Raw genomic sequence first — 15,322 nt, forward strand, 5'->3', positions numbered from 1 at the left:
GCGCTCGACGCGACCGGCGGGCAGGGGTCAGCGCGCGGCGGCCGCCCGGAAGACGGCGAGCGCCTCCTCGCCCAGGTGTGGCCCGCTCACCTCGACCGGCACATTCGACGAGGCCACGAGCTCCGCGCAGGTGAGGGTGAAACTCGGCCCGCCGGGCAGGATCGGCCCGAACTCGGCGGCCGCCGCGGCGAACACGATCCGCCCGACCTGCGCCCACACCATCGCGGCCGAACACATCGGGCACGGCTCGCCGCTGGCGTAGACGGTGGCCCCGCGCAGGTCCTCGGCCTTGCCCGCCGCGGTGGCGACGGTGATCGCGACCAGCTCGGCGTGCGTGGTGACGTCGCCGGTGCTGCTCACCGCGTTCGCGCCCTCGGCGATCACGGTGCCGTCGCGGTCCACGGCGACGGCGCCGAAGGGCCGGTCGCCGCGCTCGGCGGCGAGTGCGGCGAGGTCGATTGCGCGGCGCAGGTGGGTGCGGTCGATGTCGGTGAGGTCGGTCATGCGCTGAGGTCCACTTCCGTTCCGATGCCGTTGGCGCGAGCCTTGTCGATGAGCAGCCGGGCGGCGGCCAGATCCTGCAGACCGATGCCGACCGAGTTGAACAGGGTGATGTCGGAGTCGGCAGTGCGGCCGGGCGCCCGGCCCGCGATCACCTCGCCCAGTTCGGTGCGCACCGCCGCCTCGGTGATCGCGCCCTCGGCGAGCGCGAGCAGCGTGTCACCGGACTTGGTGAGCGTTGTCGCGATCGAGTCTACGACCACCCGCGCCCGGCGCATGGCCGCCCCGTCGACCTCCCGGTGATCGGCGCGCGGCGGCGCGCCGACCGCGTTGACGTGCAGTCCGTCGCCGAACCAGGCGCCGTGGACGACCGGCTCCCGGGCAGGGGTCAGCGTGCACAGGATGTCGGTGGCGCGGGTCACCGCCTCGGGCGTGGGCAGCGCCCGCACGTCGAGGCCGAGATCGGCGACGGCGGCACGGAAGCGGTCGACGGTCGCGGTGGTGCGCGACCACACCAGCACCGTCTCCAGCTCCCGGACCCTGGCGATCGCGCGGGTGTGCTCGACGGCCAGGCCGCCTGCGCCGATCAGCCCGAGGGTCGAACTGTCCTGGCGGGAGAGGTGTTTCGTGGCGACCGCGCTGGCGGCGGCGGTGCGGACGGCGGTGACCAGCCTGCCGTCGATGAGCGCCTCGCACGCGCCGTCGGCGGCGGAGGTCACCACGATCACCGAGCGCTGGACCGGTAGTCCGCGGTCCCGGTTGGCGGGCAGGTCGGCGAGCAGTTTCACGGCGGCCGCGCCCGCGGATTCGGCGGCGGCCACCATCGGCACGAAGGCGGCGTCGCCGAGGGTCACGGCCGGGGGCGCCGGTACCAGCGCGGTGCCCAGCGCGAGGTCGGCGTGGGCCCGCTCGACCGCGGCGAGCACCTCAGCGCGGTCGAGGACGGCGGTCACATCGGAATGCGACAGGATCAGGGTCACGGGGGCAGCTCCTCGAAGTGGGGGCGGGTCAGGAGGTTCGGGCGAAGGCGACGGTCAGGTCGCGCGGCGAGCGGCTGTTGCCGACCAGGCCGCTGACGGCGACGATCGCGATCAGGTAGGGCAGCATCACCAGCACCGCGAACGGCACGTCGACCCCGAGGGCGGGCAGCGCGAACTGCAGCGCCTGCGCGATGCCGAAGAACACCGACGCCCAGATCACCCCGAGGGCGCGCCAGCGGCCCGCGATCACCGCGACCACGGCGAGGTAGCCGATGCCGCCGGTCATGTTGTCGCTGAAGGAATGCACCTCCGACAGCGCCAGCTGCGCGCCGCCGAGGCCGGCGGCGCACGCGGCCAGCAGCACGCAGCCCGCCCGGACCGCGCGGACGGACAGGCCGGTGCGGTCGGCGGCCACGGCGTCCTCGCCGATCGCGTCGACGACCAGGCCGAGCTTGGTGCGGCGGGAGAACACCACGGCCAGGACGGCCACGACGGCGAGGCACACATAGCCGAGGGCGGTCTGCCCGAACAGGGCCGGGCCGACGACCGGGATACGGTGCAGCAGCGGGATGGGCAGGGGATCGAAGCCGGGCACGCTGTGTCCCTTGCCGTCGGCGAGCAGCAGCCGCGCACCGTAGGTGGTGGCGCCGAGCGCGAGCGCGTTGCTCGCGATGCCGACCACGATCTGGTCGGCCCGCAGCCGGATGCTCCAGATCGCCTGCAGCACACCGAAGATCAGGGCGGCGGCCACGGCGGTGAGGGCGCCGAGCACCGGCGATCCGGTGCTGACGGCCCCGAGCACCCCGGCGAAGGCGCCGGTCAGCATCATCGCCTCGAGGCTCAGATTGAGCACCCCGGCCCGTTCGCTGACCAGCTCACCGCTCGCGGCGACGAGGATGGGCAGGGTGAAACCGATACCGCTGGTGGCGATGTCGGTGACCGTGTCGAGGCTCATCGGGGCGCTCCTGCGAGATCGGTGGTGTCGGTGCTGTCGACCGGGGCGCTCGGCGCGGGATCCGACGGTGCGGAGCCGCGCGTGCTCCTGGTCCACAGGGCGGCGCCGGCGATGAACACGATCATCAGCGACTCGACGACCGAGATCGTCGAGGCGGGGACGTCGACCGCCAGCTGCAGGTTGATCCCGCCGGAGACGAGGAAGCCGAGCAGCAGCGAGACGGCGACCACGGCGGCCAGCGAGCCGCGCGCCAGCAGCCCGACCACCAGACCGGAGAAGCCGTACCCGGAGGAGAAACCCTCCGCGAGCACGAACGGCGCGGTGGCGACGAGCAATCCGCCGGCCAGACCGGCGAACGCGCCTGCGCCGGACAGACTGAGGAAGCGCAACCGCCCCACCGGCACACCGAGCCGTGCGGCCGCGTCGGGATTGAGCCCGACCGCGCGCAGCCGCGTGCCGAGTGCGGTGTGGCGCACCAGGATCGCGGTGCCGAGCGCGGCGACGAGGGCGATCCACAGGGCGACGGTGGCCGGGGAGCGTTCGATCCCGAGTAGCGGCAGATGGGCCGCGGCGGTGAGCGGTTCGGACTGCGGAAGCGTCTCGGAGGAGGTCACCGGCTGGCGCAGCAGCGCGGGCTCGTGCACCACGAGCAGGACCGCCGCCAGGCCCACGAAGTTCAGCAGCAGCGTGGTGATGATCTCGCTGGTTCCGCGCCGGACCCGCAGGTAGGCCGCGATCGCGGCCCACAGCCAGCCCGCCGCGGCCGCGCCGCACAGGACGGCGGGCAGGGTGAGCGCGGCGGGCGCGCCGGTCAGGGTGGTGCCGATGGCCGTGGCGGCGATGCCGCCCGCGCAGATCTGGCCCTCGCCACCGACATTCACCAGCCCGGCCCGGTGCGCGATGGTGAAACCGACGGCGACCAGCATGAGCGTGGCCGCGACATTGAGCGAGGCGCCGACGGCGTAGCCGCTGCCGAACATCCCCTCCCACAGGGCGGTCATCGTCGCGCCCGGCGCCGCGCCCGCCGCGGCGGCGAGGGCCAGGCCGATCACGCCCGCCGCGACCATCGCCGCGACGGCGACGACGACCGGCTGGCGCGTCCATCGCCGGAGGTCGATCCGGCGCGCGGCGGTCTCGGCCGGCGGCGGGGGGAGCGGGTTCTGCGTCGTGGCGGTCATGCCGACACTCCCATCATCAATTCACTGATCTGTTGTGCCGCAGTGGGGTCCGCGGTCTCGACCGGTCCGGTCAGCGCGCCGCGATAGGCGACGAACACCCGATCGCACAGGGCGAGCAGCTCGGGGACCTCGCTCGAGACCACCAGCACGCCGCAGCCGTCGGCGGCCGCGCCGCGCAGCTGGGTCAGGACGAAATCGACCGCGCCGATGTCCAGTCCCCGCGTCGGCTGTCCGGCGACCAGGCAGCGCAGGTGTGCGGCCGACAGCTCGCGGGCCAGCACCACCTTCTGCTGGTTGCCGCCCGAGAGCGCGCCCATCCGCACCCACGGCCCGGCGGCGCGGACGTCGAAGCGGGCCAGCAGGTCCGCGGCGGCGCGACCCATCGCGCGCTTGTCGAGCAGTCCGAAGCGGCGGAACCGGGTCAGCTGTCCGAGGAAGAGGTTCTCGGCGAGGGTCATGTCGGCCACCATCGCGTCGCGGTGCCGGTCCTCCGGCACGACGCCGAGGCCGAGCCGGGTCCTGGTGGCCGGTGTCGCGGTGGTGATGTCGACGCCGTCGAGGGCGACGGTGCCGCCGCGCACCGAGGTGCTGCCCGCGAGGACGGCGAGGAGTTCGCTCTGCCCGTTGCCCTCGACGCCCGCGATGCCGACGATCTCCCCGGGCCGCACGGTCAGGCACGCGTCGTCGAGCGCGGTGCTGCCGTCGTCGCGGCGCACGCTGACACGGTCGACGGTGAGAACCGGCGCGGAGAGGTCGGTGTCGCCGGGCGCACGGCCGATGGTCGGCGCCGGCTCGGCGGCGGGTTCGAGTCCGATGGTCGCGGCGACCGTCGGATCCAGTTCGGCGGCCGTGCGCCCGACCATGGCCGTGAGCAGTTGCGCGATGCCGGTGTTCGACATCCGCCCGCCGCCGGCGACGGTGCCGCGCCGCAGCACCGTCGCGGCATCGGCGACGCGGGCGACTTCGCCGAGCTTGTGCGTCACCAGCACCACGGCCTTCCCGTCGGCCGCCACGGCCCGGCAGGTGTCGATGAGCGCGTCGATCTCGGCCGGATCGAGCACACCGGTGGGCTCGTCGAGCAGGATCAGGGACGGATCGGGCAGCAGCGCCTTGACGATCTCGACCTTCTGCCGCGCGCCGACCGGCATCGTCGCGACCCGCTGGTCGAGATCGACCCGCAGGCGGTAGCGCGCGGCGATCTCGTCGAGCCGGTCGGTCAGCTCACGGCGGCGCAGCCGGGCGCCCCGCTGGGTGAGCAGCAGATTCTCCGCGACCGTCATGGTGGTGACCAGGCTGAAATGCTGATGCACCATCGCCACCCCGGCGGCCATCGCGGCGGCGGGGGAGTCGGGCCGGAACTCGGTGCCGCCCAGCGTCATCCGGCCGGTGTCGGGTCGGCAGCCGCCGAACACCAGGTTGCACAGCGTCGACTTGCCCGCCCCGTTCTCGCCGAGCACACAGTGCACGGTGCCGGATTCCACGGTGACGTCCACATCGTGCAGGGCCCGCACGTCACCGAAACTCTTGCCCAATCCCTGCAGGGTCAACGCGGGTGTGCTCATGCCGGTCAGTACGGCTGCACCGCGCCGGTGGCCAGCGCCGACTTCGCCTTGGCGAGCGCGTCGGCCACGGCGGTGTCCTTGCTGCACAGCACGAAGTCGGTGCCGTTGTTGGGCGAGGTGAGCCCGAACCGGACGTTCTCGGCCTTCCACGAGTTGTCCAGCGCGGCGTTCACCGCGTACTCGAGCTCGGCGCCGATGTCGGTGTGCACGTAGCCGAGGTAGACGGGGTTCGCGCAGTCGCCGGGGATCGGTCCGCCGACCATGGTCGCGCCGGACTGGGCCGCGGCCTGCTCCATGCCCGCCTTGCCCAGGTTCACGATCTGCCCGAGCGCTCCGGCGCCCGCGCCGTAGTCGGCCAGGGCGGCCTGCTTGGCCTTGGCCGGATCGTTGAAATCGCCCACGTACTGCGGGGTCAGGACCTTCACGTCGGCCTTGGCGAAACGGGCGCCGTTGCCGAAGGCGGTGGCGGCGTTGACGATCGCGGGCAGTTCGACACCGCCGACGAAAGCCACCGCGCCGGTCTTCGCGCCCGCCGCCGAGACCGCGCCGCTGAGGAACTCGGCCTCGGCCTGCTGCGGATCGTAGTAGGCGAGATTGGCCATCGGCTTCGCGTCGGCGGGACCACCGATCTCGACGAACTTCACGTCGGGGAACTGGGGGGCGACCTTGCGGACATCGGCGTCGGTCTGTCCGCCGAGGGAGATCACCAGGTCGTTGGTCGAGGCGAAGCGCACCAGCGCCTGCTGGTAGTCGCTCGCGGCGACCTGCTCGACCTTGCTCAATTCCACCTTGTCGCCGAGCTTCTCGGCGATGCGCTGGTAGCCGAGGTACCCCGACTGCATGAACCCGGTGTCCGACAGCGAGCCGGGGAAGAACACGCCGACCTTCAGCTTGTCGCCCGAGCTCGCCGAGTCGGAGGAGCCGCAGGCCGACAGCAGAGCGGCGGCGGCCAGTGCGGCCGAGCCGAAGGCGATCGCGCGCCGAGTGGACTTGTGCACGGGGTACTCCTTGATCTGACGAACCGCACGCTTAGCGGTATACCGTTAAGTGTCAGCCTGGGGCCCGCAGATGACAGGCGGATTACCGAAACGTAAGAAACGGTCGCTCGCCTGCGTCGCCGCTACGGTTGGAGACGTACAGGAGCGGAAGGACGGTGCGGTGGCGGAGGAACCGGCGAAGAAGTCGCTGCGGGATCGGGCCTACGAGGAGTTGCGCGATCGGATCGTGGACCTGCGGCTGAGCCCGGGGCAGCGGCTGGTCGAGCGCGATCTCGCCACCGAGCTCGAGATCTCCCGCATCCCGCTGCGCGAGGCGCTGCAGCTGCTCGAGCGGGAGGGGCTGGTCGTGATCGTGCCGCGCCAGGGCGCGATCGTCGCGCCGTTCACCGTCACCGACGTGCGCGATCTGTTCGATGTCCGCGAGAGCCTGGAGGTCCTGGCCGCGCGGCTGGCCGCCGGGCGCGCCGAACCCGCCGACCTGGCCGCGCTGCGCGAGCAGCTCGACGCCGCCCGCCGCGCCACCGCCGACGGCGATCAGGCCGCGATCGCCGCGGCCAACGCCGGATTCCACGCGCGCATCGTCGAGGCCTCGGGCAACCCGCTGCTGCAATCGTTGCTGCGCCCCTTGGAGTCTCGCGTGCGCTGGCTGTTCCACCTGACCAAGGAGCGCGATCCGGGTACCCAGTGCGACGAGCACGAGGACCTCTACGCCGCCATCGCCGCGGGCGACGCCGAGGCGGCCGCCGGGATCGCCTATCGGCACGTGGCCTCGGGGCGCGAACCCAGCCTGGCGCTCTCGGCGCAGTGGTCCATGCCCGAGATCGACCCCGTCACGGCCACTCGCACCCGGCAGCGCGGACCGCAGCGGGAGAAGTCGGCCTGAGCGACCGCCGAGAGGCGGTGCCGGCGTGGCGGTCGGGCCGGCACGCCGCCTCGGCAGGCCGGACTGCCGTCGGGATTCAGGCGCGCGCGTCGCGCGGGGATTCCGGCTGGTCCGCTGCCCGTGTGATGGTCGCTGCCTCGGTGGCGGTGGCCGCCGCGGCGCGCAGGGCGAGGCGGGCGGCGCGCAGGGCCGGGTGCGAATCGGTGCCGTTGCGGTAGGCGAGATGGCTGTGGCGGCGGGTGGTCAAGGGAGCCAGGGCCACGCCCGGCGGTGCCGGGTGCAGGGCGAGGGCGGGCACGATGGCGGTGCCCGCACCCGCCGCGACCAGGGCCAGGACGGTGCTGAAGTCGTCGGCGTGGTGGCGGATGTGGGGTGTGAAACCCGCGGCCTGGCAGGCGCGCAAGGTCACGGTGTGGCAGAGCGTGCCGGGTGTGCCCGCGATCCAGGGGGAATGGCGGTGGGCGGCCAACGGGTCGTCGGCGGGGGCGGGATCGCGCGCGGCCAGGTGGACGGTCTCGGTGTAGAGGGGTTCGGTGTGGATGGCGGCGTCGGGCGTGGCGGGGACCAGGTCGTAGTCGTGGGTGAGGGCGATGTCGAGGGTGCCCGCGCGCAGGGCGTCGGGCACGTTCGCCGGATCGATCTCGGTGACGGTCAGTTCCAGGCGCGGGTGCTCGGTGCTCAAGCTGACCAGCGCGGGGGAGAGCAGCGTGCGTGCCGCGGTCGGGAAGGCGCCGATGCGCAGGGTGCCGACGAGTTCGTCGCCGACCCTGGCCAATTCGGCGTCGGCGCGTTCGAGGGCGGCGAGGATGGTCTCGGTGTGCCCGACGAGCACGTGCGCGGCGGGAGTCAGCGTGACGCGCCTGCCGGTGCGCACGAGCAGGGCCACCCCTGCCTCGCGCTCGAGTGCGGTGAGCTGCTGGGACACGGCCGAGGGCGTGTAGCGCAGCGCCTCGGCGACCGCGGCGATGGTGCCGCGATGAGCGAGTTCGCGCAGCAGTCGGAGCTTGCGGACATCGAGCATCAGTTCAGCTTACGTACCTCGTCATGAATGTGAACTGGACCTGAAGTATCGCCGGGCTCGACGATGGACCCATGACTTCCCTGCACGGACTCTTCGTCCCGATGATCACGCCGTTCACCGCCGACGGCGCCCTCGCGCCCGCCGCGCTGGAAGCGCACGCGCACCGGGTCCTCGACGCGGGCGCGACCGGACTGGTCGCCCTGGGCACCACCGCCGAACCCTCCGCGCTCACCGCCGGCGAGCGCGCCGAGGTCCTCGATCGCTGCGCCGCGGTGTGCGCCGAGCGCGACGTGCCGCTGATCGTCTGCGCGGGCGGCAACGCCACCGCCGAATCCGTGCGTGCCGTCGGCGCGTTGCGGCATCCGGTGGCGGCGGTGCTCGCGGTGGTGCCGTACTACGTGCGGCCGAGCGAGGAGGGCGTGGTCGCGCACTTCACGGCGCTGGCCGCGGCCGCTCCCGCGCCGCTGCTCGTCTACGACGTGCCCTATCGCACCGCGCGTCCGCTGAGCGGGGACACGCTCGTGCGGCTCGCGGGGATCCCGAACATCGCCGGGTTCAAGCATTCGGTCGGCGGGGTCGACGCGGCCAGCGTCGAACTGATGGCGCGGGCCGGGTCCACGACGACGGTGCTGTGTGGTGACGACCGTTTCGCCTCGGCCCTGCTGGCGCTCGGCGCGCGGGGCGGGATCCTGGCCGCGGCCAATGTCGCGCCCGCCGAGTACGCCGGGCTGATCGCGGCGTGGCTCGCCGACGACGCCGCGCGCGGGCGAGCGCTCGGGCATCGTCTGGACGCGCTCGGCGCCGCCCTGTTCGCCGAACCCAATCCCACTGTCGTCAAAGCGGTCCTGGCCGAGCAGGGGCTCATCCCCAGCGCCGCGGTCCGGCTGCCGCTGCTGCCCGCGGCACCGGAATCGACCGCCTTGGCGCTGCGCGCGGCGGCGAGCGCGGCCGTCGCGCCGGTCTGACCCGCGCGGTCTTCGACGAACAGAAAATTTCACTGGTCATCGGGCGCGAAAGGTGCCAGTGTGAAGCGGTGACGAAACCTCCGGATATCGGCGCCGCCGATCCCGCTCCCGACAAGCTCGACGCCGCCGTTCTCAAGGTGGCCGGCGTGGTCGTCCTCGGTGCCGTGATGTCGATCCTCGACATCACCGTGGTCACCGTCGCGATTCCGACCTTCATGACCGACTTCCAGGCCTCCGTCGAGGTCGTCGCCTGGACGATGACCGGCTACACCCTGGCCCTGGCCTCGGTCATCCCGATGACCGGCTGGGCCGCCGACCGCTTCGGCACCAAACGCCTGTATCTGGCGGCGCTGACCTTCTTCATCATCGGGTCGGTGCTGTGTTCGATGGCGTGGAGCATCGAATCCCTGGTGGCGTTCCGCGTCATCCAAGGCATCGGTGGCGGCATGCTCATGCCGCTGGGCATGACGATCATGACCCACGCCGCGGGCCCGCAGCGGATCGGCCGGGTGATGGCCGTGCTCGGCGTGCCCATGCTGCTCGGCCCCATCTGCGGCCCGATCCTGGGCGGCTGGCTGATCGACTCGTTCAGCTGGCACTGGATCTTCCTGATCAACCTGCCGCTGGGCCTGGTCGCGCTGGTGCTCGCGGTCGTCGTCTTCGAACCTGACAAGCCCAAGCCGTCGGAATCGTTCGACTTCGTCGGCATGCTGCTGGCCTCGCCGGGCCTTGCGCTGTTCCTGTTCGGTGTCTCGTCCATCCCGGAGAAGGGCACCGTGCTCGCCGGGCGCGTGCTGATCCCGGCGATCATCGGCGCGATCCTGCTGGTGGCCTTCGTCTTCCACGCGCTGCGCACCGAGCATCCGCTGATCGATCTGCGCCTGTTCCGCAACACGTCGCTGCGCTACTCGGTGCTCACCATGTCGCTGTTCGCGACGGCGTTCTTCGGCGCGGGCTTCCTGCTGCCGAACTACCTGCAGCAGGTCCGCGGTGAGACCGCCTTCGACTCCGGTCTGCTGATGGCGCCCCAGGGCATCGGCGCCATGCTGACGATGCCGATCGCCGGCTTCCTGGTCGACAAGATCGGACCGGGCAAGATCGTGATGGTCGGCATCACCCTGATCACGCTCGGCCTGGCCGGGTTCACCCAGCTGGGGGCCGACACCTCGTACCTGGTCATCGGCGGCGCGCTGTTCGTGATGGGCCTCGGCATGGGCTGCACCATGATGCCGGTGATGACCGCCGCCATCCAGACGCTCACGCACGCGCAGGTCGCGCGCGGGTCGACGTTGATGAACATCATCAACCAGACCGCCGCCTCGATCGGCACGGCGACGATGTCGGTGGTGCTGGCCGCCCAGCTCAACGACCATCCCGAGGCGAAGATGGCCATCGGCGCCACCGTGAAACCGGAACTCGCCGCGCAGATCCCGCCCTCGATCATCGAGCAGGGGCTGGAACTGGCCGCCGACGCGTTCAGCACCACCTACTGGGTGACCGTCGTGCTCGCGCTGCTGACGCTGGTCCCGGCGTTCTTCCTGCCGCGCACCAAGCCGCAGGCGCCGGTCGACGCCGAGGCCGTTGCGCTGGTCTGATCCCGTCCACCGGAAAGCCCGGGCCGAACACCGTGTTCGGGCCGGGCTTTCGTGTGCGCTCAGCCGTAGAGCTTGACGAAATTCTCCAGGGACCGTTCGATGTCGCCGCGCAGCGCCTTGGCCACCGCCGAGCCGATCGGCCCGAACAGCGGCGCGCCGCCGAGGTCGATGTCGACGCTCACCTTGGAGCCGCTGCCCGCGGGCTCGACGAGCAGGCCGAGCCCGAACTTGGTGCCGCCGATCCCCGCGCCGGTCAGCGCGAGCCGCCGCGGTGGTTCCGCGGTGCGCACGGTCCAGGTGACCTTGTTGCGGAAACCCTTCACGCGCGCGATGCCGACGAGCACGGTGCCCGGGGTCAGGTCGTCGGGCAACTCGCCGCGCCATGCCTCGTGAATGGTCAGCCAGTCGCCGAGGGCGGGCAGGTCGGCCGCGTGCGCCCACGCCTGGTCCGGCGGGACGGGGACATCGACGGAGAGCTTCAGTTTCGCCACGCCCGGATGGTATCCGGTACCCGTGGTTCTGTGACGCCCGGTCCGGGCCCGGCGCGTCAGAATAGTGCATGGTCCAGCCCATCCGGGTCGGAATTATGATGGCGGACAGGATGATCCACGACGAGGTCCGCACGGTGCTGCTACTGTGTGCGAGTCGCAGGCAGCGGGGCATGTGAATCGGATATTCGCGCCCGCCTCGCGGTCGCGCGCACGCCTCCCCGGGCCGACCGGTGAGGGACCCACCGACCCAGCCGTGTGTGGTCGACGACGACGAAAGATCTGATGAACTCAGGAATCGCGGTGCTGTTACTCGTCATCGGAGCGCCGCTGTTGCTGCTCGCGATGGCCGTGACGATCCTGGCCATGCGCAACGAACGCCAGCAACGGCGCCGCGCCGACGCGGCCATCCGCGAGCGCGTCGCGTGCGAGAACGCCCTGATCCAGCTGGCGCACACCACCCTGCCCGCGATCACCGAGGCGGTGCGCCGCCACGACATCCCCGCCGTCGCGGTGGATGTGCCCGTGGAGCTGCGCGACTCGCGCTACGCCGAGGTGCTGCAGCAGATCGCCACCGGCCACGCGGAGGACCTGCGCACGGTCACCGAGGAGACCAGGGTCATGGTCGAGCGATACGGCGAGCAACGCCGGCTCGCCGAGGTGCAGGCCGCCGACGAGGCGGCCAGGGCCGAGGTGGCGGCGACCTCGCGGGCCGCGACGAGTGCCGCGGTGCGCTCGTTCGGCACCTCGGTGGTCAGCCTCGGCACCGACCTCGGCCAGGTGGTGAGCGCCGCCCTGCGCGAGCACCGCGACGACGCGATCTACGAGACGCTGACCCGCATCGACCACACCGTGCAGCAGATGATCCGCCAGGCGCAGTCCTATGTGATCGTCTCCGGCGGTCTGCCGGGCCGCCGCTGGCCGCAGCAGTCGCTCACCGACGTGGCGGGTGGCGCGACCGGACGGGTCAGGGAATTCCTGCGGGTGCGGTCCGGGCAGTCGGATCGCGTGGTCATCAGCCGCGCGGTCGAACCGCTCGTGCACACGCTGGCCACGCTGCTGGACAACGCGTTGCGGTACTCGCCGCCGTCCTCGTTCGTCGAGGTCGGGTTCCAGGAGGGCCACCACGGCGTCACCGTCATCATCGACGACGCGGGCATGCGGATGAGTCCCGAGCAGCTCGAGGACGCCCGCCAGGTGCTCAGCGGCGAACGCGCCGTCGACATCCACGATCTGGGCCCGGCGCCCAAGGTCGGGTTCCCCGGTATCGCGGCGCTGGCGCGCCGGTACGGGTTCTCCGTGCACGTCGACGGGCCCAACATCTTCGGTGGCATGCGCGCGATGGTCTACGTGCCTTCGGCCCTGCTCGTCAGTGGCGCCGCGCCGCGGCTGCCGGAGCCCGAACTCGCCGCGCCCGCCCATGTTCCGGTGCCCGTCCCGGTACCGGCCGAGAACGAGACACCGGGAGCGGAGATCCACGAGATCACCAGTGGGGGATTACCCAAGCGCCGCCGCAGGCCGGTCGCGCCGGATCGGTCGGGGGTGCCCGGCGAATCGGGGCAGCCGCGCCCGGAACTCGCCGCTGCCTGGCACAGCGGTTCCCGTAGCGGCCGCGCGGCGGCCGAGCGAACGACGGAAGGAACAGCCGATGAGCACACCGGTGGCCGATAGCACGAACCGATTGGCGTGGCTGCTCGAGGATCTGCAGATCCCCGGGGTCCGTTTCGCGGTGCTGCTGTCCGACGACGGACTGCGGATCGCGCACTCCCGCGGCGTCGCCAAGGACGACGCCGAACGGTTCGCGGCGGCGGCCTCGGGGCTCCGCTCGCTCGGCAAGGCGCTCGGCGAGTTCTGTGGCGGCCCGTCGAACGCGGTGCGCCAGAACATGACCGAGTACGACGAGGGCATGATCATGATCACCGCGGCGGGCGCGGGCGCGCTACTCGGCGTGGCGACCACGGTCGACGTCGACGTCGCCCTGGTCGCGCACCGGATGAACGAACTGGCCTCCCGGGTCGGCCACGAGATCGGCAGCGCGCCCCGCAACGGTGGCCGGTAATGAGCCGGGGCAGGCGGGATCCCGACCTGGTCAGGTCGTATGTGCGCACCGGCGGCCGGGTACGGGCCGCGCATGAACTGGATCTGGTGACCCTGGTCCGCGCCGTCGCCGACGCGCGCCCCGATCATCGCCCCGACGAGCGCCGGGTCCTCGCGCTCACCAGCCGGCGCGGCGCGCTGTCGATCGCCGAGCTGTCGGCGTATCTGGACCTGCCCGCGTCGGTCGTCAAGATCATCGTGTCCGATCTGCTCGACAGCGGACATCTGCACTGCCCCACCCCGGCTCAGGTGAAGCCGGAACTCGCGTTGATCAAGGAGGTGCTGCATGGTCTCCGTGCCATCGCGGGCTGAGGTCGATTACGTCCCCGAGACCGTCACCCGGTCGGTGAAGATCCTGGTCGCCGGGAACTTCGGCGTCGGCAAGACGACGTTCGTCTGCGGGGTCTCCGAGATCCGCCCGCTGCGCACCGAGGAGACCATCACCGAGGCCAGCATCGGCGTCGACGACATGGCCGGGCTCGGCACCAAGGTGCAGACCACCGTCGCGCTCGACTTCGGCCGCATCACCCTGAATCCGCAACTGGCGCTGTACCTGTTCGGCACGCCCGGCCAGGAGCGCTTCGCCCCGCTGTGGGAGGAGCTGGCCCGCGGCGCGCTCGGCGCGCTGGTCCTCGTCGACACCCGGCGCATCGAGAAGGCCGATGACGTGCTCGCCGCGCTGGAACTGCGCGGCGTGCCGTACGCGGTGGCGGTCAACGAGTTCGAGGGCTTCCGGCGCTACCCGCTCGAGGAGGTCCGTGAGGCGCTGGACCTGGCGCCGGAGACCCCCGTGGTCGCCGTCGACGCCCGGCGCCGCGATCACGGCCTGCGCGCGCTGATCACGCTGGCGGAGTACCTGTTCCAGCGGCAGGAAGCCGCGGCGGTGTCATGACGCTCGACCTCGCGGTCGGCGAGCGGGTGCCCATGTACGCGCCCGAGTTCGCCGCCGACCCGCAGGCCGCCTACCGCGCGATGCGGCAGCGTTTCGGCGCCCTGGTGCCGGTGGAGCTGTCGCCCGGCATCAACGCCACGCTGGTGATCGGCTATCACACGGCGGTCCGGATCCTCAACGACCCCGAGCACTTCCCGGCCGATCCGCGCATGTGGCAGCGCAACATTCCGCAGGACTGCCCGGTGCTGCCGATGCTGCAGTTCCGCCCGGCCGCGCTGCGCACCACCGGCGCCGAGCACACCAGGTACCGGCAGGCCAATGTCGCCGCGATCGCCGGGGTGGATCTCTACGCGATGCACAGCACCGTGGAACGGTTCGCGATCCCGCTGATCAACAGCTTCTGCGCGACCGGGTCGGCGGACCTGCTGAGCCAGTACGCGTTTCCGCTGGTGTTCCAGGCGCTCAACGCCATGCTCGGCTGCACGCCGCAGATCGGGCAGCGCGTGGCCACCGGAATGGCGCAGATCTTCGAGGGCAACGACGCCGAGGCGGGCAACGAACTGCTCGCCACCGCGCTCGCGGACCTGGTGACGCTGCGTCAGCGCGAGCCGGGCGACGACGTCGCCACGCGCCTGCTCGATCATCCGGCCGCCCTCACCGACGAGGAACTGGTCCACCAGCTGCTGGTGCTCTACGGCGCGGGCATCGAGCCCATGCTGAATCTCGTGGTCAACACCCTGCGATTGATGCTCACCGACCGGCGCTTCGCCGGCGATGTGCTCGGCGGCAGCATGTCGACCCGCGATGCCCTCGACGAGGTGCTCTTCACCGACCCGCCGCTGGCCAACTTCTGCATGACCTACCCGCGCCAGCCCATCCTGGTGGACGACACCTGGCTGCCCGCGCACGAGCCGGTCGTGATCAGCATGTCGGCGTGCAACAACGATCCGGCGATCGCCGGACGCGACGTCGTCGACAACCGGGCGCATCTGGCGTGGAGCGCGGGTCCGCACGGCTGCCCCGCCAAATCGGTGGCGTACCTGATCGTGCAGGACGCGATCGACCAATTGCTCGACGCTCTGCCGGAAATGCGGCTGGCGGTGGCCGCCGAGGACCTCGTGTGGCGTCCGGGCCCCTTCCACCGGTCGCTGGCCGCGCTGCCGGTGGAGTTCCCGAAGACCGCGCCGCTGCCGATGCCCTGACCGTG

At 71.9% G+C, this 15,322-nt stretch carries 16 protein-coding genes; 8 read left to right on the plus strand and 8 right to left on the minus strand.

Features of this window, described 5'->3' with window-relative positions; translation table 11 throughout:
• Positions 1–27 precede the first annotated feature (27 nt).
• From DFR69_RS17135 to DFR69_RS17160, 6 genes are all read right to left on the minus strand, one after another.
• A complete protein-coding gene (locus tag DFR69_RS17135; protein ID WP_110038556.1) occupies positions 28–504 on the minus strand; it encodes a nucleoside deaminase in 477 nt (158 codons plus the stop codon).
• On the minus strand, positions 501–1,481 hold the full coding sequence (locus tag DFR69_RS17140; RefSeq protein ID WP_110038557.1) for an ornithine cyclodeaminase family protein: 981 nt from the start codon (positions 1,479–1,481) through the stop codon (positions 501–503). Before DFR69_RS17140 ends, DFR69_RS17135 begins: the two co-directional genes overlap by 4 nt.
• A 28-nt stretch (positions 1,482–1,509) precedes the next feature.
• Positions 1,510–2,436 (minus strand): ABC transporter permease, encoded by a 927-nt coding sequence (locus DFR69_RS17145; protein ID WP_110038558.1) that lies wholly within the window; start codon positions 2,434–2,436, stop codon positions 1,510–1,512.
• Positions 2,433–3,503, minus strand: coding sequence for an ABC transporter permease (locus DFR69_RS17150; protein WP_244198324.1), 1,071 nt, complete (start codon positions 3,501–3,503; stop codon positions 2,433–2,435). Before DFR69_RS17150 ends, DFR69_RS17145 begins: the two co-directional genes overlap by 4 nt.
• Before the next feature lie 107 nt (positions 3,504–3,610).
• Positions 3,611–5,176, minus strand: coding sequence for an ABC transporter ATP-binding protein (locus DFR69_RS17155; RefSeq protein WP_110038560.1), 1,566 nt, complete (start codon positions 5,174–5,176; stop codon positions 3,611–3,613).
• Between the two features lie 5 nt (positions 5,177–5,181).
• Complete coding sequence (locus tag DFR69_RS17160; RefSeq protein ID WP_110038561.1) at positions 5,182–6,174, minus strand: BMP family protein; 993 nt, start codon at positions 6,172–6,174, stop codon at positions 5,182–5,184.
• Between the two features lie 160 nt (positions 6,175–6,334).
• Here DFR69_RS17160 and DFR69_RS17165 point away from each other — a divergent pair, with 160 nt between their 5' ends.
• Complete coding sequence (locus tag DFR69_RS17165; protein ID WP_110038562.1) at positions 6,335–7,057, plus strand: GntR family transcriptional regulator; 723 nt, start codon at positions 6,335–6,337, stop codon at positions 7,055–7,057.
• Between the two features lie 76 nt (positions 7,058–7,133).
• On the opposite strand, the gene DFR69_RS17170 is transcribed toward DFR69_RS17165, so the two are convergent.
• Complete coding sequence (locus DFR69_RS17170) at positions 7,134–8,078, minus strand: LysR family transcriptional regulator (protein WP_110038563.1); 945 nt, start codon at positions 8,076–8,078, stop codon at positions 7,134–7,136.
• Between the two features lie 71 nt (positions 8,079–8,149).
• On the opposite strand from DFR69_RS17170, the gene dapA reads away from it, so the two are divergent.
• Both dapA and DFR69_RS17180 read left to right on the plus strand, forming a co-directional pair.
• Complete coding sequence (gene dapA, locus DFR69_RS17175; protein ID WP_110038564.1) at positions 8,150–9,043, plus strand: 4-hydroxy-tetrahydrodipicolinate synthase; 894 nt, start codon at positions 8,150–8,152, stop codon at positions 9,041–9,043.
• 68 nt (positions 9,044–9,111) lie between these two features.
• Complete coding sequence (locus DFR69_RS17180) at positions 9,112–10,638, plus strand: DHA2 family efflux MFS transporter permease subunit (RefSeq protein ID WP_110038565.1); 1,527 nt, start codon at positions 9,112–9,114, stop codon at positions 10,636–10,638.
• 59 nt (positions 10,639–10,697) lie between these two features.
• Here DFR69_RS17180 and DFR69_RS17185 read toward each other — a convergent pair whose 3' ends face one another.
• A complete protein-coding gene (locus DFR69_RS17185) occupies positions 10,698–11,129 on the minus strand; it encodes a type II toxin-antitoxin system Rv0910 family toxin (protein ID WP_110038566.1) in 432 nt (143 codons plus the stop codon).
• A gap of 282 nt (positions 11,130–11,411) precedes the next feature.
• Here DFR69_RS17185 and DFR69_RS17190 point away from each other — a divergent pair, with 282 nt between their 5' ends.
• From DFR69_RS17190 to DFR69_RS17210, 5 genes are read left to right on the plus strand one after another with little or no spacing between them, the layout of a single operon-like run.
• Positions 11,412–12,797, plus strand: coding sequence for an ATP-binding protein (locus DFR69_RS17190; protein WP_167456300.1), 1,386 nt, complete (start codon positions 11,412–11,414; stop codon positions 12,795–12,797).
• A complete protein-coding gene (locus tag DFR69_RS17195; RefSeq protein WP_110038567.1) occupies positions 12,775–13,185 on the plus strand; it encodes a roadblock/LC7 domain-containing protein in 411 nt (136 codons plus the stop codon). Before DFR69_RS17190 ends, DFR69_RS17195 begins: the two co-directional genes overlap by 23 nt.
• Positions 13,185–13,535, plus strand: a complete 351-nt coding sequence (locus DFR69_RS17200) for a DUF742 domain-containing protein (RefSeq protein WP_110038568.1) — start codon at positions 13,185–13,187, stop codon at positions 13,533–13,535. The genes DFR69_RS17195 and DFR69_RS17200 overlap by 1 nt, the downstream gene beginning before the upstream one ends.
• Positions 13,510–14,115, plus strand: coding sequence for a GTP-binding protein (locus DFR69_RS17205; protein ID WP_110038569.1), 606 nt, complete (start codon positions 13,510–13,512; stop codon positions 14,113–14,115). The genes DFR69_RS17200 and DFR69_RS17205 overlap by 26 nt, the downstream gene beginning before the upstream one ends.
• On the plus strand, positions 14,112–15,317 hold the full coding sequence (locus DFR69_RS17210; RefSeq protein WP_110038570.1) for a cytochrome P450 family protein: 1,206 nt from the start codon (positions 14,112–14,114) through the stop codon (positions 15,315–15,317). The genes DFR69_RS17205 and DFR69_RS17210 overlap by 4 nt, the downstream gene beginning before the upstream one ends.
• The last annotated feature ends 5 nt before the right edge of the window (positions 15,318–15,322 follow it).

Source organism: Nocardia neocaledoniensis (assembly GCF_003182135.1).
Classification (GTDB): Bacteria; Actinomycetota; Actinomycetes; order Mycobacteriales; family Mycobacteriaceae; genus Nocardia; species Nocardia neocaledoniensis.

Bases quoted from the DNA above. Each gene is read 5' to 3' on its own strand.
- DFR69_RS17135 (WP_110038556.1), bottom strand. From the start codon at position 504: ATGACCGACCTCACCGACATCGACCGCACCCACCTGCGCCGCGCAATC.
- DFR69_RS17145 (WP_110038558.1), bottom strand. From the start codon at position 2,436: ATGAGCCTCGACACGGTCACCGACATCGCCACCAGCGGTATCGGTTTC.
- DFR69_RS17150 (WP_244198324.1), bottom strand. From the start codon at position 3,503: ATGGTCGCGGCGGGCGTGATCGGCCTGGCCCTCGCCGCCGCGGCGGGC.
- DFR69_RS17155 (WP_110038560.1), bottom strand. From the start codon at position 5,176: ATGAGCACACCCGCGTTGACCCTGCAGGGATTGGGCAAGAGTTTCGGT.
- DFR69_RS17170 (WP_110038563.1), bottom strand. From the start codon at position 8,078: ATGCTCGATGTCCGCAAGCTCCGACTGCTGCGCGAACTCGCTCATCGC.
- dapA (WP_110038564.1), top strand. From the start codon at position 8,150: ATGACTTCCCTGCACGGACTCTTCGTCCCGATGATCACGCCGTTCACC.
- DFR69_RS17190 (WP_167456300.1), top strand. From the start codon at position 11,412: ATGAACTCAGGAATCGCGGTGCTGTTACTCGTCATCGGAGCGCCGCTG.
- DFR69_RS17195 (WP_110038567.1), top strand. From the start codon at position 12,775: ATGAGCACACCGGTGGCCGATAGCACGAACCGATTGGCGTGGCTGCTC.
- DFR69_RS17200 (WP_110038568.1), top strand. From the start codon at position 13,185: ATGAGCCGGGGCAGGCGGGATCCCGACCTGGTCAGGTCGTATGTGCGC.
- DFR69_RS17205 (WP_110038569.1), top strand. From the start codon at position 13,510: ATGGTCTCCGTGCCATCGCGGGCTGAGGTCGATTACGTCCCCGAGACC.
- DFR69_RS17210 (WP_110038570.1), top strand. From the start codon at position 14,112: ATGACGCTCGACCTCGCGGTCGGCGAGCGGGTGCCCATGTACGCGCCC.